Consider the following 26155-nt stretch of genomic DNA (forward strand, 5'->3'; position numbering starts at 1 on the left):
AGGAAAATGCTGTCAACGTGAATGGAAAAGTCGCTCACCTCAGTTAACATGCCGGCCATCCTTTCCCTAATCAAAGGCTGTGCCGTGTTCGTTGGCCCTTCCCGTTCAGGTTCGTCGCTCGTATTGGCGCTGTTCATCAGCCCGCCAGTGCTGGCCGACGACTTGTTCGTCGACAGTCAGCCCCTGCCCCAAGTGTTGACGGCCACGCGCCTGAAACAATCGCCGGCGGCGGTCCCCGGCAGCATGACCGTGCTGGACAGCGAATTGATCAAGGCCAGTGGCGCCCGGGACATCAGCGAACTGCTGCGCCTGGTGCCGGGCATGATGGTCGGCAATATCAGCGGGAACCAGGCCGCCGTGAACTACCACGGCACCAACGCCACCGAAGCGCGGCGCATGCAGGTGCTGATCGATGGCCGTTCGGTGTATCGCGCCGGCCTGGCCACGGTGGACTGGAGCGATATTCCAGTGGCCATGGAAGACATCGAGCGGATCGAAGTTTTCCGCGGCCCCAACACCGTCAGCTACGGCGCCAATGCACTGATGGCGGTGGTCAATATCATCACCCGCGCTCCGGCCGACAGCCACGGCACCCGCCTGAAAATCACCCGAGGCCAGCGTGGCATCAGCGACTGGTACGCCAGCCAGGGCAGCGGTTGGGAGAGCGGTGACCTGCGGCTGTCACTGTCCGGCCAGGAAGACGACGGCTTTGACAGCAACCGCACCGGCGCCGATTACCGCGACAGTCGACGCTTGAACCGTTTCAACCTGTCCGTCAGCCAGACCCTGAACGAACAGCAGAGCATCGACTGGCAACTGAACGCCAAGGACGGGACCAATCAGCGGCCTTATACCTACCGTCCAGTGTTCGCCGGGATTACGGCCGCCGGGGATAACTCCGATGTCGTCGCCAAGGACTACGCCGGTTCGCTGCGCTGGAACCTGGACCTGAACCCCAACCACAGCCTTTATGTACAAGGCTCGCTCCAGCATTGGGATCGCCAGCAGACCTGGCGCGCCTGCGATGCCGAGGTCTCCTTCAGCCCGCAGTTGACCGATCTGTGGTTACTCAACCCTAACTACGCCGAGAAGCTGGCGCGCAATATTCCCAGCTTCACCGGCACCGGTGCGCCGCCCGGCACCCCGCAAGAACAGGCGCTGGCCAATCAGGTGCTCGATCAATGGCGCAACGGCGCCTCGCAAACCTTGTGCGGCGATATCGACCAGAGCGCCCGTGAGTCGCGCTACGACCTGGAAATCCAGGACACCCTGAGCCTCTCCGACAGCCTGCGACTGGTCACCGGGGCAAACTATCGCTACGACCGGGCCGACTCCGAGACGTACTTCAACGGCACGCTGGACGACACCACCTGGCGCCTGTTCGGCCAGCTGGAGTGGCGGGCCAGCGAACATTGGCTGGTACAGGGCGGTGCGATGTTCGAAGACACCCACCTGACCGGCAGCTCGCTGACGCCGCGGGTGGCGGTCAACTACCTGATCACGCCACGCCATGGCCTGCGGGCGGTGTACTCCGAGGCGGTGCGCTCGCCGGACATGTTCGAGAACAATGTCAATTGGAGTTATCAGGTCACCAACCTCAAGCCCACCGCCTTCGGCCAGAGCAGTGCCCGTTATTTTGTCCAGACCCGAGGGCCGGGGAACCTGGACCAGGAGCACATGCGCTCCCGGGAACTGGGCTACAACGGTTATTTCATGAACCTGGGGCTGAGCGTCGATGTGAAGCTGTTCCATGACGAAATCACCGGCATGATCAGCGAACCCCTGCGCAACAATCAGTACATTGCCAGCAACGCCAATGAATCACAGTTTTCCGGGGCCGAAACCCAGTTCGACTGGCGCATCACCAGCGCCGACCGCCTGCGCCTGACCTATGCCTACGTCGATGCGCTGGCCAGCAACGCCCTCGACGAACAGCCCACCGCCCGCAATAGCGGTTCGGCCGGCTGGCTGCGGGACTGGGGCCGAGGCTGGAACAGCGCGGTGTTCTATTATGGCGCCGACGACCTCAACGGCTATCGCTTTGAACGAGTCGACACCCGCCTGGCCAAACGCATTTCTTTGGGCAAGGCCAACCTGGAACTGGCGGGCATCCTGCAACAGCGTCTCGACAACCAGCCCACTACGTTTGTCGACAACCGCTACGACTCCCGTCACGTCCTGTATTTCACTGCGGAGTTGTCGTTCTAGATGTTCCGGGGTCAATCGCGCAAGACGCCCTTTCGTGGCCGCCTGCCGCTGGCGCTGTGCCTGGTGTTTGCAGGCTGGCTGGCAACGATCGAGGCCCGGGCCGCCGAGATTGTACTGACCGGCGTGCGTAACAGTCCTGGCGTGCAGTCTTTCACCCAGGCCCTGAAAGTCCTGCGCCCCGAGGACGACGTCAGGTTTACTCCGCTGGCCAGCCTGCCGGCGCCCGGCAAACTGCCACGCAATGTCCGCCTGATTTTGCTTGACCTGCCCAGCCTCGACTGGCGCCTGCAGGAAACCCACGGGCCCGCCACCCTGGTACTGCGAATCAGCCGCCAACAAGCCAGGGACCGCCTGGGCGAGACAACGCCCGATCACCTGAGCCTGTTGTGGAGCGATCCGCCGCTGACGCGGCAATTGCGTCTGATCCGCGCGATCCTTCCGCAAATGCGCAGGGTCGGCGTGCTGTTCGATGGGCACAGCGAGTTCCTGCTCAAGGAAATCCGCCAGGCAGCAACGCCGTTGGGGCTGGAGATCGTGAGTGAACGCTGGGACGACACCAGTGACAGCCGCCCTCTGCAAAAGCTGTTGGGCCGCAGCGATGTGCTGCTGGGGCTCGACGACCCCGATCTGTACAACCCCAAGACGGTAAAGAATCTGTTGCTCAGCAGCTACGCCCGGCAACGTGCGCTGATCGGGCCCAACGCCGCTTTCGTCAAGGCCGGCAGCCTGGCCAGCACCTACAGCGACCAGGAGGACTGGCTGGCAATTCTCGACGATTTGCTGGACCGACCCGCCGCCACCTGGCCCCGCACCCTGTATCCGGCCCGCTTCAAAGTCCTGAGCAACCAGCAGGTCGCCCGCTCACTGGGGATCGAGCCGATTGACGCCGAATCCGTCGCTGCACAGCTGGCCGAAGGAGAACAACGCCCATGACCTTGCGTCGCCGCTGGGACATCAATACCCGCACCCAGCTTATCGCCCTCGGCCCGGCCTTGCTGCTGACGGTGCTGTTGATCAGCTTCTTTACTTTTGTGCGAATCCAGGACCTGCGCCAGGAACTCAACCACACCGGGCAGTTGATCGCCAACCAACTGGCCCCGGCCACGGAGTATGGGGTGATATCGGGCAATAACGAGGTGCTGGAAAGCCTGCTCACCGCCACCCTGGCCACGCCTCATGTGCGTTTTCTGGAGGTGCAAGACAGCAAGGACCGGGTTGTGGTGTATGTCGAGCAGCCCGCGCAAGGCCGCAAGCATTCCCAGCAGATCGAAGTTTTCCAGGCGCCGGTTCGCCTGCAGCGCATTGCCTTGAACAATGATTTCCTGCAAGGCAACAGCATGACCATTGAGGCGCCCGATGAGGATTACCTGGGCCGGGTGATCGTCGGCATGTCCAGTGACGCCTTCAGCCAGCGGCAGCAGGAAATCCTCCTCAAGGCCGCGATCCTGGCGCTGTTCGCCCTGCTGTTCACCTTCCTGGTGGCGCGTCGCCTGGCGTCCAACCTGTCCCGGCCGATCCGCGACATCGGCAACGCAGTCATGGCGATCCAGCAAGGCGACTACGGCACGCCGCTGCCCATCGTCGACGATGCCGAACTGGGGGCCTTGTCGCGGCATATCAACAATCTGGCCGACGGTCTCGAGCAAGCCAGCCGTGAACAGCACCAGGCCATGGCGCAGTTGATCAAAACCCGGGAAGAGGCGGAAAAGGCCAACAGCGCCAAGTCCGAATTCCTGGCGATGATGAGCCATGAACTGCGCACCCCCATGAACGGTGTACTGGGCATGCTGCAACTGCTGGAAACCACCGAAATGACGGAGGAGCAATTCGAGTACACGGCGCTGGCCAGCGAATCCACCGAGCACCTGCTGAAAGTCATCAACGACATCCTCGACTTCTCGCGCATCGAACGCTCGGCCCTGGAACTGGAACACATCCCGTTCAATCTGGCGGAGCTGGTCGCCAGTTGCGCCCAGTCGTTCCAGCACAGCGCCGCGCAACGCAAGCTGGGCCTGGACCTGCTGATCCCTGATGACATGCAGCCCTTACAGGTGCAAGGCGACCCGACGCGGATCCGGCAGATCCTGGTCAACCTGATCGGCAATGCCCTGAAATTCACCGAACAAGGCCGCGTCACCGTGCAATGCCAGTGGCAGGCACTGGATCACGAACTCCTGTGGTTTACCTGCACGGTGCGCGACAGCGGCATCGGGATCGCGACCGAAAGCCTGGAGCGCATGTTCGATGCCTTCCAGCAAGCCGACAGTTCGATTTCCCGGCGCTACGGTGGCACCGGCCTGGGGCTGCCGATTGCCCGCACCCTGGCTGAGCGCATGGGGGGCACATTGCGCGCCCAGAGCGAAGAAGGCCAGGGGTCGGTGTTTACCCTGGAGATCCCTCTGGCCCTGTCGAAAAAGGCACCGATAGCCCTGGCGCCAAAGCTCCCCAACGGCATCGGCAGCGGTCATGGCGAGGGCCGCAACGTGCTGCTGGTAGAAGACAATCCGGTGAACCAGACCGTGATCGAAGCCATGCTGCGCAGCCTGGGCTTCACCGTCAGCATCGCCGCCGACGGCGCCCAGGCCATCCGCAGTGCCGAAAGTCTGATTTTCGAGGCGATTCTGATGGATTGCCGGTTGCCCATCATCGATGGCTACGAAGCCACGCGACAGATCCGCCAGTTACCCGGCTGCGGCGAGGTGCCCATCATCGCTCTGACGGCCAATGCGCTACAGGGCGATCGCGAAGTCTGTCTCGCGGCGGGCATGAACGATTACCTGGCCAAACCGTTCAAAAGAGCTGACCTGCAGCAAATTCTGCAGCGCTGGGTGCGTTAGTGCAGGCGTTTCGACCATCTGCGACTGGCGTGAAAGGCGAAAGTGCGGCAGTCTTAACCACCCGAACAAGTCCCGATTGGGGCTTGAATAAAAATTTCAGTGCACAGGTGTACATTCATTTCCCGTGTGCTGTGACTTTCACTACAACGCAATAGTCTATGAGTAGGCTGTCGATTCGAGGCATGAACGCTTCGATCGGCCGGGAAGATTTGCCCCACCCTGCCGCATGGGACTATTGAGGAGCTCGCATGACCAAACAAAACGCCTTTACTCGGGAAGACCTGCTGCGCTGCAGTCGCGGTGAGCTGTTCGGCCCAGGTAACGCGCAACTGCCCGCCCCGAACATGCTGATGGTGGATCGCATCACCCATATCAGCGAAGAGGGTGGCAAGTACGGCAAAGGTGAATTGGTCGCCGAGCTGGACATCACTCCTGACCTGTGGTTTTTCGCCTGCCACTTCGAAGGTGATCCGGTGATGCCGGGCTGCCTGGGCCTGGATGCCATGTGGCAATTGGTCGGTTTCTTCCTCGGCTGGCAAGGCCTGCCAGGCCGCGGTCGCGCCCTGGGTTCGGGCGAAGTGAAGTTCTTCGGTCAGGTTCTGCCGAGCGCGAAGAAGATTACCTATAACATTCATATCAAACGCGTCCTCAAGGGCAAGCTGAACATGGCCATTGCCGATGGTTCAGTGGCTGTGGATGGTCGCGAGATCTACACCGCCGAAGGCCTTCGGGTCGGCGTTTTCACCTCCACTGACAACTTCTAAGGGTTATCCGCATGCGCCGCGTCGTTATCACTGGTCTGGGCATCGTTTCGTGCCTGGGCAATGACAAAGAGACCGTCTCCGCTAACCTGCGTGCAAGTCGCCCTGGCATCCGGTTCAATCCGGAATATGCCGAAATGGGTCTGCGTAGCCAGGTTTCCGGCTCCATTGACCTTCCCCTCGAAGAGCTGATCGATCGCAAGATCTACCGTTTCGTCGGCCATGCGGCGGCTTACGCCTACCTGGCCATGAAGGACGCCATCGCTGACTCCGGCCTGACCGAAGAGCAGGTGTCCAACCCGCGCACCGGCCTGATCGCCGGTTCCGGTGGTGCCTCGACCTTGAACCAGATGGAAGCGCTGGACATCCTGCGCGAAAAAGGCGTCAAGCGCGTCGGCCCGTACCGCGTCACTCGGACCATGAGCAGCACCGTTTCCGCCTGCCTGGCCACGCCATTCAAGATCAAGGGCCTGAACTACTCCATCGCCTCTGCCTGCGCCACCAGTGCCCACTGCATCGGCAACGCCATGGAGCAGATCCAGATGGGCAAGCAGGACGTCGTGTTCGCCGGCGGTGGTGAAGAAGAACACTGGAGCCAGTCGTTCCTGTTCGACGCCATGGGCGCCCTGTCCAGCAAGCGCAACGACACCCCGGAAAAAGCTTCCCGCGCCTACGATGCCGACCGTGACGGCTTCGTCATCGCTGGCGGCGGCGGCATGGTGGTGGTCGAGGAGCTGGAACACGCTCTGGCCCGTGGCGCGAAAATCTACGCGGAAATCGTCGGCTACGGCGCCACTTCCGATGGCTATGACATGGTCGCCCCAAGCGGCGAAGGCGCCATCCGCTGCATGCAGATGGCCATGTCCACCGTCGACACGCCCATCGACTACCTGAACACCCACGGCACTTCGACCCCGGTCGGTGACGTTGCGGAAATGAAAGGCGTGCGCGAAGTGTTCGGTGCCAACGCCCCGGCCATCAGCTCCACCAAGAGCCTGTCGGGTCACTCCCTGGGCGCCGCGGGCGTTCACGAAGCGATCTACTGCATGTTGATGATGGAAGGCAACTTCATCGCCGGCTCGGCCAACATCGACGAACTGGACCCAGAAGTGGCCGACCTGCCGATCCTGACCAAGACTCGCGAAGACGCCAAGATCGACACCGTGATGAGCAACAGCTTCGGCTTCGGCGGCACCAACGCCACCCTGGTATTGAAGCGCTGGCAGGGCAAGTAAGCCCCGCCGCAACGCCACACACAAAAACGCCCCGACTGGTTCGGGGCGTTTTTTTTGACTGCTCTGCACACCACATTCCCTGTGGATAATTCCCTTGTGGGAGCGAGCCTGCTCGCGATGAGGCCCTGACATTCAACATCTATGTTGGCTGACAGATTGCTATCGCGAGCAGGCTCGCTCTCACAGATTCAGCGCACGACAAACCGTTGCTGCGCCAGCAATCGATCGCCCTGGAACACCATGAACCGCCACTCCCCCGGCACCACTTCGTGGCTTTCGGTGAACTCGTAGGCCATCACATCCTGCGGTGCACCGGGCACCAGTTTCTGGGTGACTTCGAATTTATCGTGGCGCACGCCATCGGGGGTGCGAATGCCTGGGGTGAAATACAACAGGGTCAATGGCTGGTCGTCAGCCACCTTGTCCGCCAAGCGGTAGCGCAGACCGAACTTGGTGCCCAGCTTGGCCGGTACACTTTCAGTCTGCCGGATCTGCTCGTTGCTGCGGCGCAGAACCCGCTCCCCTGATTGCAGTTCGGCTTGGGGCCCTTCGAAGATACCGTACTCCACCGGGCCTTCGACACGGACTTCCGCCTGGGCCAGGCCGCAGACCGACAACAGCGCGACCAGTGCGCTTGAACGGGTGAGGTGCATAGTGCGCTCCTTGATTGTGATGAGCGCGAGGGTATGACGCGGCGGTGACAGGCTGATGACAAGGCGATGGTCACCTTGTGCACTGAGAGCTTCTGTGGGAGCAAAGCTTGCTCGCGCTGCAGGCGCCCTCAATTGCGAAATTGCAATACCTTCATTGCGGGCAAGCCTTGCTCCCACACAACACCGCCAGGAAATTATCCCGAGCTACGTTCTTCGCCACCTCTTCCGGCAACGCATCCAGGAACGGATCGAAGCTGCGTAATTCCTTACCGACATTGTCGAAACGCCCCACTACATCCGACCCCAACATAAAACGCTCCGGGAAGCGCTCCACCAGCTTGAGCCACGTCTCGCGGGGTTTGCCCGCCTCGTCCAGCAGGTAAGGCGTGAGCACGCTCCAGGACAGGTCGATGTACAGGTTCGGATAGGTCTCCAGCATCCGGGTCAGTGTCGGCAACAGAAAATCCAGCCGCGTCTGGTGACGATGGATCTCCATGCTGGTGCCGGCATGGGCCCAAATGAACCGCGTGTGGGGATGGTTGCGCAACGGCTCTTCAATTTCCGGCAAATACAGCGCATTTTTCTCACGCTTGGAGGTGATGTTGGAGTGCAGCAGCACCGGCAGATCGTTCTCCGCCGCCAGATGATAGATCCGCGTCATGGCCTCGTTGTTGGCCCGCGGGGTGTCCCCCGACGTCAGTGCCGTCAGGTCGTCATGGCGGGTGAACACCTCACCAATGCCTTGCCACAAACCCGGATACAGATCGAGCATGCGCTGGATGTGCATGGCGGAGTTTTTGTCGTTGGGGTTGAAACCGGACAAAAAAGGATGAAAGTGCTGGCGTTGTTCAGCGGTCAACTTGCTCACCGCCGCCGCGACAATTACATCGGTGGCGCTGTACCAATAGGCGTCCGCATCGTCACCGGCGTAGTAACGCGGGCGCTTGGGCTCATCCTCATGCCATTTCTTGGCCACCGGTATGCCTGAAATCATCACATGCTCGATGCGATTGTCGGCCATCGCCTTCAGTAACTCGGGCATGCCGGCGGTTTCCTGAAAGAAATCGACGTAATGCAGGTGTGCATCGCTGTAGGCATATTCGCGGGCCATGACGCCACTGCTCGAAACGGCCAGCAGCCAGGCGAAGATCAGACGGGTCATGGGCACGGGCGGACTCCAGAAAGTTATGAACAGGATAGACCCCGACCGTCGCGTCCGGGTTCACGGCGCATGTGCCGTCAGTTGTCACGGCGGGTTATGCTTTGCCCATCCGTTGCTCAACCTGGAAGACATCATGATCACGCCCCTGACCATTCGCCCACGCGCAGAAGATGTGGAAGGCCAGCCGATTCTTCGCCCGCTGCCGTCCGCCAAGTGTCGCAGCGTCGGACCGTTCGTGTTTTTCGACCACATGCTGCAAACCTCCTACAAAGCCGGTCAAGGCATGAACATTCGTCAGCATCCCCATATCGGGTTGTCGACCCTCACCTATCTGTTCGAAGGGCAGCTCCAGCACAAGGACAGCCTTGGCTCCGATCAAGTGGTGGACGCCGGGGACGTCAGCTGGATGACGTCGGGCAGCGCCATCGCCCATGTCGAGCGCACGCCCGAATCACTGCTGGGCAGCGACTTCGTCATGCACGGCTTGCAAGTCTGGTTGGCCTCGCCCCAATCCCACGAACAGGGGCCTGGACACTACAGCCATCATCCGGCGCACACCCTGCCGGTCAGCGATAACCTGGGGGTAAAGATCCGGATGATCGCCGGGTCGGGTTTTTGCCTGGAATCACCGGTGCCGACGCTGTCCCCGACCCTGTACGCCGAACTGAACCTGCAAACCGCAACGACCCTGCTGATTCCCACCGAGCATGAAGAGCGGGCACTGTATGTGCTCAGCGGCGAGGCGCAGCTGGACGGTGAACCGCTGGAGCCCCACTCGTTGGTGGTGCTCCCGGCCGGGGAACAAATGACACTGTTCGCCGACAGCGACTGCCATGCGGTGCTGTTCGGCGGCGCGCCGCTGGATGGGCCACGTCGGATCAACTGGAATTTCGTCTCCAGCGATCCGGCGCGAATAGACGAAGCCCGCCGGCGTTGGGCGGCCGGGGACTGGCCGACCGTGCCGGGGGAAAGTGAGCGGATCGAATTGCCCTGAATTCAGCGGTGTCTGACAGGCCGCCATCGCGAGCAGGCTCGCTCCCACACTGGATCGTTGCCATTCGCAAATGGCGCGAACACCTCGGTCAAATGTGGGAGCGAGCCTGCTCGCGATAGCAGTCTGGCAGGCGACAGCCTATTCAGCACCAGGCCCAATCTCAACCCCTGAGCACTTCATCCAGCAAATTATGCATCGACCTGAACGCCCGTGCGGCAACCTTGGCGTCGTACATCATCTTGCCCGGGACATTGGCCTGTGGATCGGTGAACGAATGCACCGCACCACCGTAGCTCAGCAGTTGCCAATCCACCCCGGCGGCGTTCATTTCGTCTTCGAAAGCCGGCAGTTGCTCCTTGGGCACCAATGGGTCCGAGGCGCCATGCATGACCAGCACCGCCCCCTTGATGTTCTGCGCATCCGCCGGATTGGGTGTGTCCAGGGTGCCATGGAACGAAATAGCGGCCTTCAACGGTGCGCCTGTGCGTGCTAGCTCCAGGGAGCAGCAGCCGCCGAAGCAGAAACCGAACGTGGCAAGTCTCGACGCATCGACCTGCGCCTCACCCTGACTTTGCAGCTGCTCGAATGCCGCCTGCATGCGCTTGCGCAACAAGGCACGATCATTCTTGAGCGGCATCATCGCAGCCCCGGCTTCATCGGCATTGGTCGGGCGCACGTCCTGGCCGTAAAGATCGGCGATCAACACAACATAGCCGTTGGCCGCCACTGACCTGGCGATTTCCTCGGCCCCCGCCCCTACGCCCATCCAATTGGGCGCCATCAGCAAACCCGGGCGCGAGCCCTGCTGGCTAACGTCGAAGGCCAGGCGGCCCTCATAGGTTCGACCATCGATCTGATACTCCAGCGAACTAACCGTAACCTGACTCATGACGGACTCCTCTTGAAACGGAACACCAGAAATGAAAAAACCCGCCGAAGCGGGTTTTTCCTGCACTTGATTAAGCTGACAGTTCAACCAACAGCTTGTTCAGGCGGCGCACATAGGCCGCCGGGTCCTTCAGACTGTCACCCGCCGCCAGGGCGGCCTGATCGAACAGGATGTGCGACAGGTCGCCGAAACGCTCTTCGCTCTGCTCGTTGTCGAGCTTATCCACCAGCGGGTGAGCCGGGTTGAATTCGAAGATCGGCTTGGAGTCCGGGACTTTCTGGCCGCTGGCTTCAAGGATCTGCCGCATCTGCAGGCCCAGGTCCTGTTCACCGATGGCCAGGATCGCCGGGGAGTCCGTCAGGCGGTGAGAAACCCGCACTTCGCTGACGGCATCGCCCAGGGCAGTCTTGATCCGCTCAACCAGGCCTTCCTTGCTCTTGGCGACTTCTTCGGCGGCTTTCTTGTCTTCTTCCGAATCCAGGTTACCCAGGTCCAGATCACCACGGGCCACGTCGACAAAGCTCTTGCCGTCGAACTCGCTGAGGTAGCTCATCAGCCATTCGTCGATGCGGTCGGTCAGCAGCAGCACTTCGATGCCTTTCTTGCGGAAGACTTCCAGGTGCGGACTGTTCTTGACCTGTGCATAAGTTTCACCGGTCAGGTAGTAGATCTTGTCCTGACCTTCCTTGGCGCGGGCCAGGTAATCGGCCAGGCCAACGATCTGTTCGCCATCATCACCCTGGGTCGAAGCAAAGCGCAGCAGGCCAGCGATTTTTTCTTTGTTCGCGAAGTCCTCGGCAGGGCCTTCCTTCATCACCTGGCCGAAGTTCTTCCAGAAGCTCTTGTACTGCTCGGGCTCGTTTTTCGCCAGTTTTTCCAGCATGTCCAGAACACGCTTGGTCAGCGCCGACTTCATGGAGTCGATGATCGGGTCTTTCTGCAGGATTTCCCGCGAAACGTTCAGGGACAGGTCATTGGAATCGACCACGCCCTTGATGAAACGCAGGTACAGCGGCAGGAACGATTCGGCCTGGTCCATCACGAACACACGCTGCACGTACAGCTTCAGGCCGCGTGGTGCTTCGCGCTGGTACAGGTCGAACGGCGCACGGGCCGGCACGTACAACAGCGAGTTGTACTCCAGCTTGCCTTCGACCTTGTTGTGGCTCCAGCTCAGCGGGTTCTCGTAGTCGTGGGCGACGTGCTTGTAGAACTCCTGGTATTCCTCGTCCTTCACCTCAGTACGCGGACGGGTCCACAGGGCACTGGCGCGGTTGACGGTTTCCCATTCCACTTCGGGCTTTTCTTCGCCTTCGGCAGCGGTGACTTCCTTCGGCAGCTCGATCGGCAGCGCGATATGGTCGGAGTACTTCTTGATGATGTTGCGCAGGCGCCAGCCATCGGCGAACTCGTCTTCACCGGACTTGAGGTGCAGCACAATGCGGGTACCGCGATCAGCCTTGTCGACGGTGGCGACTTCAAACTCGCCCTCGCCCTTGGACGACCAATGCACGCCTTCGCTCGCAGCGAGGCCGGCACGACGGCTGAACACTTCCACCTGATCAGCGACGATAAACGCGGAATAGAAACCGACACCGAACTGGCCAATGAGGTGGGAGTCTTTTTTCTGGTCGCCGGAGAGGTTCTTCATGAAATCGGCGGTGCCGGACTTGGCGATGGTGCCCAGGTGAGTGATCACCTCTTCGCGACTCATGCCGATGCCGTTGTCTTCGAGGGTGACGGTCTTGGCGTCCTTGTCGAAGCTCACGCGGATTTTCAGTTCGGCGCCGCCTTCCAGCAACTCTGGCTTGGACAGGGCTTCGAAACGTAATTTGTCGACAGCGTCAGAGGCGTTCGAAATCAGCTCGCGAAGGAAAATTTCCTTATTCGAATACAGCGAGTGAATCATCAGGTGCAGCAGTTGCTTCACCTCGGTCTGGAAGCCCAGGGTTTCCTTTTGAGTTTCCACGCTCATGGTCATCAAACTCCAAGTGGATGGTGGTGTCCGCCTCGCAGAGATTGGCGGCGGGATGTCCTCAAGGTGGGGGCAACGCTGATGATTTCAAGGGCTATGCGCTTTTGAAGACTCCTGAATCTTGAAATGCGCCCGGGCGGTGGCAATGGGTTCGGCCTCTAGATCCTGCCAGGCGGTGATCGCAACATTGGCTACCCGGCGCCCCTGCCGCCAGACCTGGCATCTGGCATAAGTGTCGCGAAACTGCCCGGCGCGCAGGTAATCCAGGGAGAAATCGATGATTTTCGGCACGCCCGTCGCACGGGTGGCAATCAACAGATACACCGCGGCCGACAACTCCATGAAACCGGCGATGACGCCGCCGTGGATGGCCGGCAATAAAGGGTTACCAATGTTGTCCTGGTTGGCCGGCAGGCGAAACAGCAGCTCCTCGCCCTGACGCGAGCATTCCACGCCGATCAACCGCGCATAAGGAATCGAGGCCAGCAGCAGCGCGTAGTCGCCCCGCTCGCAGGCGTGGCGCAGTTGTTCCTGAGTGATATCGCTCATGGCTTGTCTACGGCAGCCATCGGGCCACCCCTTTTGATTCCCTTGGCGTGCTGGCCCAGGCGCATGAAGGTGCCCACCACATGGGCGATGGGTTGTTCGGGGTCGTCCTGATAGGCAAATCCACGGCTGAAGATCACGTCCTGAGTGACCCGATAGCATTGGGCAAAGCCATAGACGTCCTTGTTCGGCTCAGCGGCGTGCATGTAGTCGATGCGCAGATCCAGGGTCGGACAGACCTCGAACTGCGGCAACACGCACAACGTCGACATGCCACACGCCGTGTCCATCAATGAGGTCAACGCGCCACCATGGATGATGCCCGTAAGGGGGTTGCCGACGATCTGGGGGCTGTAAGGCAGGATCACGGTCAGCCCCTCGGGACTGGCACTGTGCAACTTCAAGCCCAGCACCTGACAATGTCGCAGTGCGGACAGAAAGCGTGTCGCACGCTCAAAAACGGGGTCTTGCGCCATTGGATTTAACGCCTTTATTAATGAGCAGTCGCGGTAACGAGCATGCCCTGTAAAGTTCCGTTCCCATGCAAAGTTATATATCTGTAGCAAAAGAGGAACTTAATCCAAGGGGGGGCGTTCAAAAGGCCAGTAGTTATTTCCATAAGGAGAAACACCCCATGCGTAAGACTTTAGCTATTGCCTTGATGTTGGCCGCCTCCCTCGGTCTCGCTGCCTGCGATAAAAAATCCGAGGACAAAGCTCAAGATGCCGCCGAACACTCTGAGCAAGCTCAGGAAAAAATGAACGAAGCACAGGATAAAGTGAACGACGCAGCGAAAGAAAACGCCGAAGCCGCCAAAGATCAGGCCGAATCGAACGAAGCTGCTACACAGGAACAAGCACCTGCAACAGCGCCCGCCACCGCACCAGCTACCAACTGATACGGTTTGGGCTTAAAAGAAACCCGCCTGGCGCGGGTTTTCTTTTGTCTGCAATTTGGTAGTGACCGTCCTGTCAGGCCGGGTCCTTGCTTATATCAGGCAATGGCGCTTCGGTGGGGGTGTAAACCATGACCTGCAGCACGTCGGAATGAAACTCCCGGCGGTACAGCACCAACACCACGCCTGCACTCATCAACATGAACAACCAGGGGCTGACGAACCACGCCAACATGGTCATGCCGAAATAATAAGCGCGCAGGCCAAAATTGAACTGGTTGGCCGCCATGGAGATCACCCGCGCCGCCCTGAGCGCGAAGGCCTTGCGTTCCTGCGCCGATACATGTCGCTCGCCGATCATTGGCGCCGATCCCACCAGAACCGCCGCGAAGTTGTATTGGCGCATGCACCAGCTGAAGGTGAAGAAGGCATACACAAACACCAGCGCCAGGCACAGCAACTTGGCCTCGGACATGCCTTGGGACGCCTGCTGCACCATCGGCAAGTCGGCCAACAACGACACCGCACGATCGGACGCCCCAAGCACCGTCAGGATGCCCGCCAGGATGATCAGCGTGCTTGAGGCGAAGAAGGACGCGTTGCGCTCCAGGTTGCCGATCACGCTGGCGTCGGCGATACGGTTTTCGCGCAGCAACATGCGGCGCATCCAGTCTTCGCGATACAAGTGCATGACGCTGGCCAGACAGGCCGTATCGCGGGCTTTCAACGACGCATAACGGGTGTAGCCGCCCCAGCAGACGACGAACCAGACCGCGGCCAGAAGATGGATCAGATTGGCTTGGATGAATGACATGTAATTCCTTATCTGACGAAGAACATGGAGCAGCTTGCGATTGACCCTGCTCAGTCCACAGGGCCGGCACAAGCCTTTCAAGACAATGCTTCGACGTTAGTCCAAGGAAAAAGACACTGCACCCGCGCCATAAAAATCTATGGTCACCCCCATTTTTGCAATACTGATTAATGGGTGAAGTGGTTGGCTTGCTTAAATCTATCCGGCGTCGATCCAGGGCATGCCCCGCGCCACGATGAGAGTCGCGCCTGACGATCCTGAAAAATGCCGCGGCTTCTGAAGCCGATTTTTATGTCAGGTTCTTCGTCAGGCCGGTGGGCCGTTCACGTCATCCGTTGTTCAGCTATCGCAAAACCTGAAGGGTGATTCGTGGTACTGCAACAACCGCAGGGTCAGGCGTTCAGCGCGTCTGGCCCTGCTTCATATTGCGTATGGTGAGCCGCTAGCGCCCACGCGATCCGCGCCAGCTTGTTAGCCAGGGCGCAGGCCACCACGTTCGAGTGTCGTCGCCCAAGCAATGAGCGCACCCAGTCGGCCAGAGCCCCTTTCTGGTGTTCTAGCCTCTGCATATAGACCCGAGCACATTGAACCAGCAACTGCCTGAGGTGCTTGTCGCCGCGCTTGCTGATACCCAGCAAATTAGCCCTGCCGCCGGTGCTGTACTGCCTGGGCACCAAGCCCACGGAGGCGGCGAAGTCACGGCTGCATCGGTACTGCCTGCCGTCCCCCATCTCTACAGCCAGCAGGCTGGCGGTGATCGGCCCGACACACGGCAAGCTCAGCAAGCGGCTGCCGAGATCATCGTCGGCCAGTTGGCTTGCCAGCTCTTTATCCAGCGCCTTGATCTGTTCATCCAGATAACAGAAATGCTCATGCAAGCGCTGTAACAGCACTGTCAACCGAACGGGCAACTCATGCTCAGCCAAAATACTCGCCAACCGCTTCATGATCGCCAGGCCCTTGGGCAGGCTGATGCCGAACTCCAGTAGGAAACCATGCATTTGATTGGCGGTTTTGGTGCGATCGCGTACCAGCGACTCGCGCAGGCGATGCAGAACGGAAAGCGTCTGCTGTGCCTCGGTTTTAGGCGAAACGAAGCGCATCGATGGACGCGAAGCCGCCTCGCAAATGGCTTCGGCATCCACGAAGTCATTTTTGTTGCCTTTGACGAAGGGGCGGACGAATTGCGGGGAAATCAGTTTGGCTTCATGCCCCATGGCCATCAGCTGGCGAGCGACGAAATGCGCCCCGGCACAAGCTTCCATCACCACGGTACAGGCCGGCAGATTGCCGAAGAGCGTCATCATCTGTTGACGCGAGAACTTCTTGCGAAACACCTCTCGGCCCAATTTGTCTTGGCCGTGCAGGTGGAAACTGTGTTTACCGAGATCGATCCCGATCAGCGCTGACTCGCTCATAATGATGGCCTCCGAAAACAAAACACCCTGCGAAAGCGTAGCCCTCGCAGGGTGTGGGGGTGACCATCTCATTAATGCCCCGTATCGATGGATACGGGGCATTTGTTTTTTACCGGTGGGCCCGCTCGTGGCAGGCCGCGGCAACTCAGGCCAAGGCTTCGCTGCGCTTGCCCAGCAGACGATCACACACCAACGCAACCGCCAGGGTCATCACCGACGGCACGAGCCAGGCCAGACCCTGCTCGCTCAATGGCAGATGGGCCATTTGCGTCGGCATCCAATCCGCCAGTCCAGCGCCTTTAAGCGCATCGATCAGGCCGAACAGGAACGACACCAGCATGACCGGGCCGACGATGCGCCCCTGCTCATGCCAGAAGTCCTTGCAGAAGCTCAGGGCCACCAAGGCAATGCACGGTGGGTAAATCGCGGTCAGGACCGGGATCGAGAAAGCGATCAGCTTGGTCAGTCCGAGGTTCGACACCAGCAGCGAAAACGCCGCCAGGATGACCACCAATGTTTTGTACGACAGCGGCAAGACACGGCTGAAGTACTCGGCACAGGCGCACGTCAGGCCAACTGCAGTGACCAGGCACGCCAGGGAAATCAGCACCGCCAGGAAACCGCTGCCCAGGCTGCCGAACGTGTGTTGCACATAGGCATGCAGCACAGCCGCGCCGTTTGTCGCGCCCGCGGCCACTTCATGACTGCCAGACCCCAGGCGGAACAGACTGACATAGACCAGCGCCAGCCCGACCCCGGCGATCAGCCCGGCGATGATGGCGTAGCGGGTGATCAAGGCAGGCGATTCAACGCCCCGGGAACGGATCGCATTGACGATGACGATGCCAAACACCAATGCGCCCAGGGTATCCATGGTCAGGTAACCGTTGATGAACCCTTGGGAGAATGGCGCGGCCACGTATTGCGGTGTCGCCACGCCGATATCGCCGGCGGGCAAGGCAAACGCGGCAATGCCCAGCACGGCCAGAGCGATGATTTTCAGCGGGGCAAGGAATCGCCCGACGGTGTCCAGCAAGCGGCCGGGATAGAGCGAGATGAAGAACACCAGCAGGAAATACACCGCACTGTAGAGAAACAGTGCCAGCGGGCTTTCACCGGTCAACGGCGCCAGCCCGACTTCGAAGGAGACGGTGGCGGTGCGTGGAGTCGCGAACAGCGGCCCAACGGCCAGGTAGCACACAGCCGCCAGCAGGCCACCGGCCACCTTGCCGATAGGACTGCTCAAGGCATCCATCGCCCCACCGACCTTGGCCAGCGCAACGACGGTGATGACCGGTAGCCCGACAGCCGTGACCAGAAAGCCCAGCGCCGCCATCCAGACATGGGGCCCGGACTGCAAACCGACAATCGGCGGGAAGATGATGTTGCCAGCCCCGACGAACAGGGCAAAGGTCATGAAACCAAGCGCCAGGATGTCCTGGCCTTTCAACACTTTCATTTTAAGGAAACCACACTGCTGAATCGGAATTTAGAGAGGGACTTCCCTTAAGGATGGAGGGAAATGCTGCCGATCCGTATAAGACCAACCCGTTTAGCGCGCCGCTTCCTTGTGGGTAGCGGTCGCAAAAATGGCGGGTAGCCTAACGAATTAGTGTGAATAACGCACTGTTACAGGGCGAACTATCCGATACACGACATTTCCGTGTCGCGTTTTTGCATCTAAATGGGTTGCTGATTGCAATTCCCTCATCCGAAAACGACAAAGGCCACCCGAAGGTGGCCTTTGTTGCTGGAACAAAAAAGTCAGCCGAAGCTTACTTCTTCATTTCCCAGCCAGTCAGCTCGGCCAGGGCCTTGCCGATGTCTGCCAGCGAACGCACGGTTTTCACGCCTGCGTCTTGCAGAGCGGCGAATTTCTCGTCCGCAGTGCCTTTGCCGCCAGAGATGATTGCGCCAGCATGGCCCATGCGCTTGCCCGGAGGAGCAGTCACACCCGCGATGTAGGAAACAACCGGCTTGGTCACGTTAGCCTTGATGTAGGCAGCCGCTTCTTCTTCAGCCGAACCGCCGATCTCACCGATCATGACGATCGCTTCGGTCTTCGGGTCTTCCTGGAACAGCTTCAGGATGTCGATGAAGTTGGAGCCCGGGATTGGGTCACCGCCGATGCCGACGCAAGTCGACTGACCGAAACCAGCGTCAGTGGTCTGCTTGACGGCTTCGTAAGTCAGGGTGCCGGAACGGGAAACGATACCGACCTTGCCTGGCAAGTGAATGTGACCTGGCATGATGCCGATCTTGCATTCGCCTGGAGTGATCACGCCTGGGCAGTTAGGGCCGATCAGGGTGATACCCAGCTCGTCGCACTTGACCTTGGCTTCCAGCATGTCGATGGTCGGGATGCCTTCGGTGATGCAGACGATCAGCTTGATACCGCCGAACGCTGCTTCAAGGATGGAATCCTTGCAGAAAGGAGCTGGAACGTAGATCACGCTGGCGGTGGCGCCAGTGGCAGCAACAGCGTCCTTGACGGTGTTGAAGACAGGCAGGCCCAGGTGTTCGGTGCCGCCTTTGCCCGGCGTTACGCCACCAACCATCTTGGTGCCGTATTCCAGAGCTTGCTGGGTGTGGAAACTACCTTGCGAACCGGTAATACCCTGGCAGATAACCTTGGTGTCTTTATTGATCAGGACGCTCATTATTTGCCCTCCGCAGCTTTAACGACTTGTTGAGCAGCGTCGGTCAGGCTGGTAGCAGCGATGATGTTCAAACCGCTTTCTGCCAGTACTTTAGCGCCCAGCTCAGCGTTGTTGCCTTCGAGGCGAACAACAACCGGGATTTTCACGCCGACTTCTTTCACGGCGCCGATGATGCCTTCGGCAATCATGTCGCAACGAACGATGCCGCCGAAGATGTTGACCAGTACTGCAGCGACGTTAGTGTCGGACAGGATGATCTTGAACGCTTCGGTTACGCGTTCCTTGGTAGCACCACCGCCCACGTCGAGGAAGTTGGCTGGCTTGCCGCCATGCAGGTTGACGATGTCCATGGTACCCATGGCCAGGCCAGCACCGTTGACCATGCAGCCGATGTTGCCTTCCAGGGCCACGTAGTTCAGTTCGAACTTGGCAGCGTGCGCTTCGCGCGGATCGTCTTGCGACGGATCGTGGAAAGTCTTCAGCTTAGGCTGACGGTACATGGCGTTGGCGTCAATGTTGATCTTGGCATCGAGGCAGTGCAGATCGCCGTCGGCCTTGATCACCAGCGGGTTCACTTCCAGCAGCGCCAGGTCGTGGTCCTGGAACAGCTTGGCCAGGCCTACGAAGATCTTGGCGAACTGAGTGACCTGCTTGCCTTCCAGACCCAGCTGGAATGCCAGCTCGCGACCCTGGAATGGCTGGGCGCCAACCAGTGGATCGATGGTGGCCTTGAGGATTTTCTCAGGGGTATCGTGAGCGATTTTCTCGATGTCCACGCCACCTTCGGTGGAAGCCATGAACACGATACGGCGGCTCGAGCGGTCAACGACAGCGCCCAGGTACAGCTCTTTAGCGATATCAGTGCACGATTCAACCAGGATCTTGGTGACTGGCTGACCGTTGGCGTCAGTCTGGTAGGTCACCAGACGCTTGCCCAGCCACTGCTGTGCGAAGGCTTTGGCGTCTTCTTTGCTGCGAACCAGCTTGACGCCGCCCGCTTTACCGCGACCACCGGCGTGAACCTGGGCTTTGACAACCCATTCGCTGCCGCCGATTTTGTCGCAAGCTTCTGCTGCCGCTTCCGGGGTGTCTACCGCGTAGCCGGTGGATACTGGCAGGCCGTACTCAGCGAACAGCTGCTTACCCTGATACTCGTGAAGATTCATGCTTATTACCGTCTTCGTTAGGTACTGCGCATTCGGTGCTGCACCGTTATGGTGCCGCACCACCTGTGACTGCTGCTTGCGTAGCGTTCCGGTTGACCGGTGCCGCTACGCAAGGCTGCGTCCAGCGGATATTCCGCGGTGAGTCTTGCTCGCAAGGCTCACGACGGGCCATACCGCCGTGGTTTCTTATTGTCTATTAACGCTTTTTGCGGTTGGCCACGTGGATGGCACCGCCATTTACGGCCAGGGCCGCTTCGTGCAAGGCTTCGGACAGGGTCGGATGGGAGAAGACCATCATGCCCAGATCTTCAGCGCTGGTGCCGAATTCCATGCCGATCGCGCCTTGCTGTACCAGCTCGGCAGCGCTTGGGCCAATCACGTGAACGCCCAATACACGATCCGTCTTGGCATCAGCGATGACTTTCACGAAACCACCGGTATCGTTGGCTGCCATGGCACGGCCGGAGGCTGCGAACGGGAAGGTGCCGACGTTAACTTCAACACCTTCGTTTTTCAAGGTTTGCTCGGTCTTGCCAACCCATGCGATTTCCGGGTGGGTGTAGATAACCGACGGGATCAGGTCGTAGTTGATCTGGGCTTTGTGGCCCTTGATGCGCTCGACCACCATGATGCCTTCCTCGGACGCTTTGTGCGCCAGCATCATGCCGCGTACCACGTCACCGATGGCGTAGACACCCGGAACGTCGGTTGCGCATTGCTCGTCAACCGCGATGAAGCCGCGCTCATCGAGGGTCACGCCGCAATCGGCGGACAGCAGGTCAGTGGTCACTGGGCGACGGCCAACCGCAACGATCAGTTTGTCGAAAGTGATGGTCTGTTCGCCGTTGGCGTCGGTGTAGTTCACCACGACTTCTTCGCCGTTGACCTTGGAGCCGGTCACGCGAGCGCCCAGCTTGATGTCCAGGCCTTGCTTGGTCAGGGTTTTCAGCGCTTCCTTGGAAACCGCGGTGTCGGCGGCCATCAGGAAGGTGTCCAGTGCTTCGAGGACGGTTACTTGCGCGCCCAGGCGCGACCAGACCGAACCCAGCTCCAGACCGATAACACCCGCGCCGATCACACCCAGGCGTTTTGGTACGGATTGGAACTCCAGAGCGCCGGTCGAATCGACGATCACGTTCTGGTCCACCGGAGCCGGCGGAATGTCGATCGGACGCGAGCCCGGTGCCAGGATGACGTTCTCGGCTTCGATCACTTCAACCGAGCCGTCTGGCTTGGTCACTTCGACCTTCTTGCCCATCAGCAGCTTGCCGTGGCCCTGGATCGAGGTCACGCCATTGGCCTTGAACAGGGTGGCAACGCCAGAGGTCAGGCCTTTGACGATGTTGGCCTTGCGGCCAACCATGGCAGGCACGTCCATGGTCACGCCAGCGTGGTTGATACCGTGGATCTTGAAGCCATCCTGCGCTTCATGAAACTTCCAGGAGCTGTCCAGCAGCGCCTTGGACGGAATGCAACCGACGTTCAGGCAAGTACCGCCGAGGGCCAGCTTGCCCTCCTTGTCGGTGTATTTCTCGATGCAGGCAGTGGTGAGGCCCAGTTGCGCAGCCTTGATGGCCGCTACGTAGCCGCCAGGGCCCGCACCAATCACTACCACGTCGAATTTCTGAGTCATGAGTCATTCCTTCTCGAATCAAACCGGACGGTCACTTGTGGAGACCGTCGTGGGACGAAACCGGTTATTTCAGCAAGAGGCCGGTCAACCGACCGGCCCTTGCGGCGAATCAGATATCCAGCAGCAGACGAGCCGGATCTTCAAGCAGGTTCTTGATGGTTACCAGGAAAGTCACGGCTTCTTTACCGTCGATCAGGCGGTGATCGTAGGACAGCGCCAGGTACATCATCGGACGAATCACGACCTGACCATTGATCGCCATCGGGCGTTGCAGGATGTTGTGCATGCCCAGGATCGCCGCTTGTGGCGGGTTGACGATCGGGGTCGACATCATCGAACCGAATGTACCACCGTTGGTGATGGTGAACGTACCGCCGGTCATCTCTTCGATGGACAGCTTGCCGTCACGGGCTTTCTTGCCGAAGGTGGCGATGCCGCCTTCGATTTCAGCCAGGCTCATCAGTTCGGCGTTACGCAGGACCGGAACCACCAGGCCACGGTCGCTGGAGACCGCAACACCGATGTCGGCGTAACCGTGGTAAACGATGTCGGAACCGTCGATCGACGCGTTGACGGCCGGGAAGCGCTTGAGTGCTTCAGTGGCAGCCTTGACGAAGAACGACATGAAGCCCAGGCGTACGCCGTTGTGGCTCTTCTCGAACAGGTCCTTGTACTTCGAACGCAGGGCCATGACTTCGGTCATGTCGACTTCGTTGAAGGTGGTCAGCATCGCCATGTTCGACTGGGCTTCAACCAGACGCTCGGCAACCTTGGCACGCAGGCGGGTCATCGGAACGCGTTTTTCAACGCGATCACCGGCAGCGAACACCGGAGCGGCAGCGGCAGGCGCGGCAGCCTTGGCTGGCGCAGCGGCCGGAGCGGCTTTCTTGGCGGCAACCGCGGCAACCACGTCTTCCTTGGTCACACGACCACCCTTGCCGGTGCCGGCAACGGAAGCGATGTTGATGCCATTCTCTTCAGCCAGCTTGCGAGCAGCGGGAGCGGCGACTGGATCGTCTTCGCCGCCAGCGGCAGGAGCAGCAGCCTGAGCGGCGGCCGGTGCGGCAGCAGCAGCAGCCGGAGCAGCGGCAGCAGCGCCGCCCGCTTCGATGGAGCCCAGCACTTCGGCCGACAGTACGGTGTCGCCTTCGTTCTTGACGATGGCGCCCAGGACGCCGTCAGCTTCGGCCAACACTTCCAGGACAACTTTGTCGGTTTCGATGTCGACGATCAGTTCGTCGCGCTTGACCGCGTCGCCCGGTTTTTTGTGCCAGGTGGCAATCGTGCCATCGGCAACCGATTCCGGGAAAGTGGGGGCTTTGATCTCGATAGCCATTATCTGTGGTTCCTTAAATTCGGTTTCAGGTGCGCGAAGGCATTAAACGGTAAAGGCATCTTGCAGCAGTTGTTCCTGCTGCTCGGCGTGCATCGATGCATAACCACAAGCAGGTGCAGCAGAAGCGTCACGGCCGGCGTACTCAAGTACGAGCGACTTGTCGTGAGCGCTGATGATGCGGCGCATGTGATGTTGGCTGCAGTACCACGCACCCTGGTTCATCGGCTCTTCCTGGCACCAGACGATGTGCTTCAGGTTTTTGTACGGAGCCAGGATTTCGACCAGGTCGTCCTCCGGGAACGGGTACAGCTGCTCGAGACGCACGATGGCGATATCGTCACGGCCTTCGGCACGGCGTTTTTCCAGCAAGTCGTAATAGACCTTGCCGCTGCACAGAACCACGCGACCGACGTTGGCCGGATCCTGAGCGTCGATTTCCGGGATAACGGTCTGGAACGAGCCTTCGGCCAGATCTTCCAGAGTCGAGATCGCCAGCTTGTGACGCAGCAATGACTTCGGTGTCAGCACTACAAGCGGCTTGCGCAGCGGGCGAATCACCTGACGGCGCAGCAAGTGGTAGATCTGAGCCGGGGTCGTCGGTACGCACACCTGGATGTTGTGCTCGGCGCACAGCTGCAGGTAACGCTCCAGACGTGCCGAAGAGTGCTCCGGCCCCTGCCCTTCATAACCGTGTGGCAACAGCATGGTCAGACCGCAGAGACGGCCCCACTTGTGCTCGCCGCTGGTGATGAACTGGTCGACAACCACCTGGGCACCGTTGGCGAAGTCGCCGAACTGGGCTTCCCAGATCACCAGCGCATTCGGCTCGGTGGTGGAGTAGCCATATTCGAACGCCAGGACGGCTTCTTCGGACAGCAGCGAGTCGTACAGGTCGAAACGTGGCTGGCCTTTGTACAGGTGTTGCAGCGGGATGTAGGTGCTGGCGTCTTTCTGGTTGTGCAGCGCCGCGTGACGGTGCGAGAAAGTGCCGCGGCCTACGTCCTGGCCGGTGATGCGCACAGGGTGACCTTCGAACGCCAGGGTCGCGTATGCCATGGTTTCGGCATAACCCCAGTTGATCGGCAGGCCGCCGGCTTGCATCTTCTGCCGGTCTTCGTAGATTTTCGCGACCTGACGCTGAACCACGAAGCCTTCCGGAATTTCCAGCAGCTTGGCAGACAGTTCCTGCAAGGTCTTGAGATCAAAACGGGTGTCGTGACGAGCGGTCCAGGCATGGCCCAGGTACGGGCGCCAGTCCACGAACAGCTCTTTGTTCGGCTCTTTGACCAGGCTTTTTACAACATGCAGGCCATTGTCCAGGGCATTGCGATATTCATCGACTTTTTCCTGGACGCGCTCAGCGTCCAGCACACCGCTCTGGGTCAGGCGCTCGGCATACAGCTCACGGGTGGTGCGCTGCTTGGCGATCTGCTGGTACATCAGAGGCTGGGTGCCGCTTGGCTCGTCGGCCTCGTTGTGGCCGCGACGACGGTAGCAGACCAGGTCGATCACCACGTCACGCTTGTACTGCATGCGGTAGTCGATGGCCAACTGGGTCACGAACAGCACGGCTTCCGGGTCATCGCCATTCACATGGAGAATCGGTGCCTGGATCATCTTCGCAACGTCGGTGCAGTACTCGGTGGAACGCGAGTCTTCCGGGTTGCTGATGGTGAAGCCGACCTGGTTGTTGATCACCAGGTGAATGGTACCGCCGGTCTTGAAGCCGCGAGTCTGCGACATCTGGAAGGTTTCCATGACCACGCCCTGACCTGCGAATGCAGCGTCACCGTGGATGGAAATCGGCAGGACTTTTTCGCCAGTCGGGTCGTTGCGACGATCCTGACGGGCACGGACCGAACCCTCGACCACCGGAGAAACGATTTCCAGGTGGGACGGGTTGAAGGCCATCGCCAGGTGAACTTCGCCACCGGTGGTCATCACGTTGGACGAGAAACCCTGGTGATACTTGACGTCACCGGAGCCCAGCTCGACCTTCTTCTTGCCTTCAAACTCGTCGAACAGCTCGCGCGGGTTCTTGCCGAAGGTGTTGACCAGCACGTTCAGACGGCCGCGGTGGGCCATGCCGATGACGACTTCCTTGGTGCCGTAGGAACCGGAGCGCTGGATCAGTTCGTCCAGCAGCGGGATCAGGCTTTCGCCACCTTCCAGGCCGAAACGCTTGGTGCCCGGGTATTTGGTGCCCAGGTACTTTTCCAGGCCTTCGGCGGCAGTGACGCGCTCGAGCAAGTGGCTCTTGACGTCAGCGGAGAAGGTCGGACGGCCACGAACGCTTTCCAGACGCTGCTGGAACCACTGGCGCTGCTCGGAATCGACGATGTGCGTAAATTCGGCACCGATGGTGCGGCAATATGTCTGCTGCAACGCTTCGTGAATTTCGCGTAGGCTCGCTTCCTCTTTGCCGATGAACAGGTCGCCGGCACGGAAGGTCGTATCAAGATCGGCATTGGTCAAGCCGTAATGAGTGATCGACAGGTCTGCAGGTGCAGGACGCTGCCACAGCCCCAGCGGGTCCAGCTGGGCTGCCTGGTGGCCGCGCATCCGGTAGGCCTGGATCAGTCGCAGCACTTCAACTTGCTTCTTCTCGTGCTCACTGCTCACGCTGCCGGCAGACACCGGTTGAGCGCGGCGCTGGTTCTTTGCCAGCAGCACGAAATGATCGCGAATTGTCGAGTGCGAAACATCAGTGGCAGAGTTACCGTCAGCCGGCAACTTCTGAAAGTAGGTGCGCCACTCTTCTGGCACAGCGTTAGGGTCGTGCAGGTAGAGCTCGTAGAGCTCTTCCACATAGGCAGCGTTACCACCGGAGAGGTGGGCACTGTTCCACATGCGCTGCATCACGCTTTCTTGCATGCTTGGTCACCCTCGATTTGGGGAACACCATCGGCGAAAACACCGAGCAAACTTGCAGAAGTCCGAATGCAGCGACCAAAACAAGCCACTTAGGATCAC

At 59.9% G+C, this 26155-nt stretch carries 21 protein-coding genes; 7 read left to right on the forward strand and 14 right to left on the reverse strand.

Annotated features, from left to right (window positions below):
- The first annotated feature begins 48 nt into the window (after window positions 1-48).
- The 5 genes from QOM08_RS20435 (at window position 49) to fabB (ending at window position 7041) form a co-directional block, all read left to right on the forward strand.
- Window positions 49-2208, forward strand: a complete 2160-nt coding sequence (locus tag QOM08_RS20435) for a TonB-dependent receptor plug domain-containing protein (protein WP_223194528.1) — start codon at window positions 49-51, stop codon at window positions 2206-2208.
- Window positions 2209-3141, forward strand: a complete 933-nt coding sequence (locus QOM08_RS20440; RefSeq protein ID WP_139049440.1) for an ABC transporter substrate-binding protein — start codon at window positions 2209-2211, stop codon at window positions 3139-3141.
- Window positions 3138-5045 carry an ATP-binding protein gene (locus tag QOM08_RS20445; RefSeq protein WP_316912053.1) on the forward strand — a complete coding sequence of 636 codons (1908 nt, stop codon included), beginning with the start codon at window positions 3138-3140 and terminating at the stop codon, window positions 5043-5045. The genes QOM08_RS20440 and QOM08_RS20445 overlap by 4 nt, the downstream gene beginning before the upstream one ends.
- Window positions 5046-5293: 248 nt before the next feature.
- A complete protein-coding gene (fabA, locus tag QOM08_RS20450; RefSeq protein ID WP_047230338.1) occupies window positions 5294-5809 on the forward strand; it encodes a 3-hydroxyacyl-[acyl-carrier-protein] dehydratase FabA in 516 nt (171 codons plus the stop codon).
- Between the two features lie 11 nt (window positions 5810-5820).
- Window positions 5821-7041 carry a beta-ketoacyl-ACP synthase I gene (fabB, locus tag QOM08_RS20455; RefSeq protein ID WP_047230337.1) on the forward strand — a complete coding sequence of 407 codons (1221 nt, stop codon included), beginning with the start codon at window positions 5821-5823 and terminating at the stop codon, window positions 7039-7041.
- 188 nt (window positions 7042-7229) lie between these two features.
- Here fabB and QOM08_RS20460 read toward each other — a convergent pair whose 3' ends face one another.
- Together QOM08_RS20460 and QOM08_RS20465 are read right to left on the reverse strand one after the other, a co-directional pair.
- The gene (locus tag QOM08_RS20460; RefSeq protein ID WP_047230336.1) at window positions 7230-7694 is read right to left on the reverse strand and encodes a DUF3859 domain-containing protein; all 465 of its coding nucleotides are present in this window, start codon (window positions 7692-7694) and stop codon (window positions 7230-7232) included.
- A 151-nt stretch (window positions 7695-7845) separates the two neighbouring features.
- Entirely contained in the window at window positions 7846-8856 is a 1011-nt protein-coding gene (locus tag QOM08_RS20465; protein WP_410479151.1) for an amidohydrolase family protein, read from the reverse strand.
- Window positions 8857-8989: 133 nt separating this feature from the next.
- Between QOM08_RS20465 and QOM08_RS20470 the strand changes: the two genes are divergently transcribed.
- Window positions 8990-9850 (forward strand): pirin family protein, encoded by an 861-nt coding sequence (locus QOM08_RS20470; protein WP_316913242.1) that lies wholly within the window; start codon window positions 8990-8992, stop codon window positions 9848-9850.
- Between the two features lie 160 nt (window positions 9851-10010).
- Here the strand turns inward: QOM08_RS20470 and QOM08_RS20475 are convergent, their stop codons facing one another.
- The 4 genes from QOM08_RS20475 to QOM08_RS20490 all read right to left on the reverse strand — a co-directional run bounded on the left by QOM08_RS20475 (window position 10011) and on the right by QOM08_RS20490 (window position 13736).
- Entirely contained in the window at window positions 10011-10739 is a 729-nt protein-coding gene (locus QOM08_RS20475; RefSeq protein WP_047230333.1) for a dienelactone hydrolase family protein, read from the reverse strand.
- 70 nt (window positions 10740-10809) lie between these two features.
- Window positions 10810-12714 (reverse strand): molecular chaperone HtpG, encoded by a 1905-nt coding sequence (htpG, locus tag QOM08_RS20480; RefSeq protein ID WP_316912055.1) that lies wholly within the window; start codon window positions 12712-12714, stop codon window positions 10810-10812.
- 87 nt (window positions 12715-12801) lie between these two features.
- Complete coding sequence (locus tag QOM08_RS20485) at window positions 12802-13263, reverse strand: PaaI family thioesterase (protein ID WP_188252025.1); 462 nt, start codon at window positions 13261-13263, stop codon at window positions 12802-12804.
- A complete protein-coding gene (locus tag QOM08_RS20490) occupies window positions 13260-13736 on the reverse strand; it encodes a PaaI family thioesterase (protein WP_188252024.1) in 477 nt (158 codons plus the stop codon). Before QOM08_RS20490 ends, QOM08_RS20485 begins: the two co-directional genes overlap by 4 nt.
- 158 nt (window positions 13737-13894) lie before the next feature.
- Here QOM08_RS20490 and QOM08_RS20495 point away from each other — a divergent pair, with 158 nt between their 5' ends.
- Complete coding sequence (locus QOM08_RS20495) at window positions 13895-14158, forward strand: hypothetical protein (RefSeq protein WP_139049437.1); 264 nt, start codon at window positions 13895-13897, stop codon at window positions 14156-14158.
- Between the two features lie 73 nt (window positions 14159-14231).
- On the opposite strand, the gene QOM08_RS20500 is transcribed toward QOM08_RS20495, so the two are convergent.
- From QOM08_RS20500 to QOM08_RS20535, 8 genes are all read right to left on the reverse strand, one after another.
- Entirely contained in the window at window positions 14232-14969 is a 738-nt protein-coding gene (locus tag QOM08_RS20500) for a DUF599 domain-containing protein (protein WP_139049436.1), read from the reverse strand.
- A gap of 392 nt (window positions 14970-15361) precedes the next feature.
- A complete protein-coding gene (locus tag QOM08_RS20505) occupies window positions 15362-16387 on the reverse strand; it encodes an IS110 family transposase (protein WP_047230568.1) in 1026 nt (341 codons plus the stop codon).
- Window positions 16388-16532: 145 nt separating this feature from the next.
- A complete protein-coding gene (gene brnQ / locus QOM08_RS20510; protein WP_047230485.1) occupies window positions 16533-17846 on the reverse strand; it encodes a branched-chain amino acid transport system II carrier protein in 1314 nt (437 codons plus the stop codon).
- A 316-nt stretch (window positions 17847-18162) separates the two neighbouring features.
- Window positions 18163-19047: a succinate--CoA ligase subunit alpha gene (gene sucD / locus QOM08_RS20515; RefSeq protein WP_014339581.1), complete on the reverse strand. Its 885-nt coding sequence runs from the start codon at window positions 19045-19047 to the stop codon at window positions 18163-18165.
- Window positions 19047-20213, reverse strand: coding sequence for an ADP-forming succinate--CoA ligase subunit beta (gene sucC / locus QOM08_RS20520; protein WP_003179235.1), 1167 nt, complete (start codon window positions 20211-20213; stop codon window positions 19047-19049). The genes sucD and sucC overlap by 1 nt, the downstream gene beginning before the upstream one ends.
- Before the next feature lie 196 nt (window positions 20214-20409).
- A complete protein-coding gene (gene lpdA / locus QOM08_RS20525) occupies window positions 20410-21846 on the reverse strand; it encodes a dihydrolipoyl dehydrogenase (protein ID WP_316912056.1) in 1437 nt (478 codons plus the stop codon).
- A gap of 109 nt (window positions 21847-21955) precedes the next feature.
- Entirely contained in the window at window positions 21956-23182 is a 1227-nt protein-coding gene (odhB, locus tag QOM08_RS20530; protein WP_316912057.1) for a 2-oxoglutarate dehydrogenase complex dihydrolipoyllysine-residue succinyltransferase, read from the reverse strand.
- Between the two features lie 42 nt (window positions 23183-23224).
- Window positions 23225-26056: a 2-oxoglutarate dehydrogenase E1 component gene (locus QOM08_RS20535; RefSeq protein ID WP_047230488.1), complete on the reverse strand. Its 2832-nt coding sequence runs from the start codon at window positions 26054-26056 to the stop codon at window positions 23225-23227.
- Between the last annotated feature and the right edge of the window lie 99 nt (window positions 26057-26155).

It is taken from the genome of Pseudomonas sp. P105 (assembly GCF_032614175.1).
GTDB classification, from domain to species: domain Bacteria; phylum Pseudomonadota; class Gammaproteobacteria; order Pseudomonadales; family Pseudomonadaceae; genus Aquipseudomonas; species Aquipseudomonas rhizophila.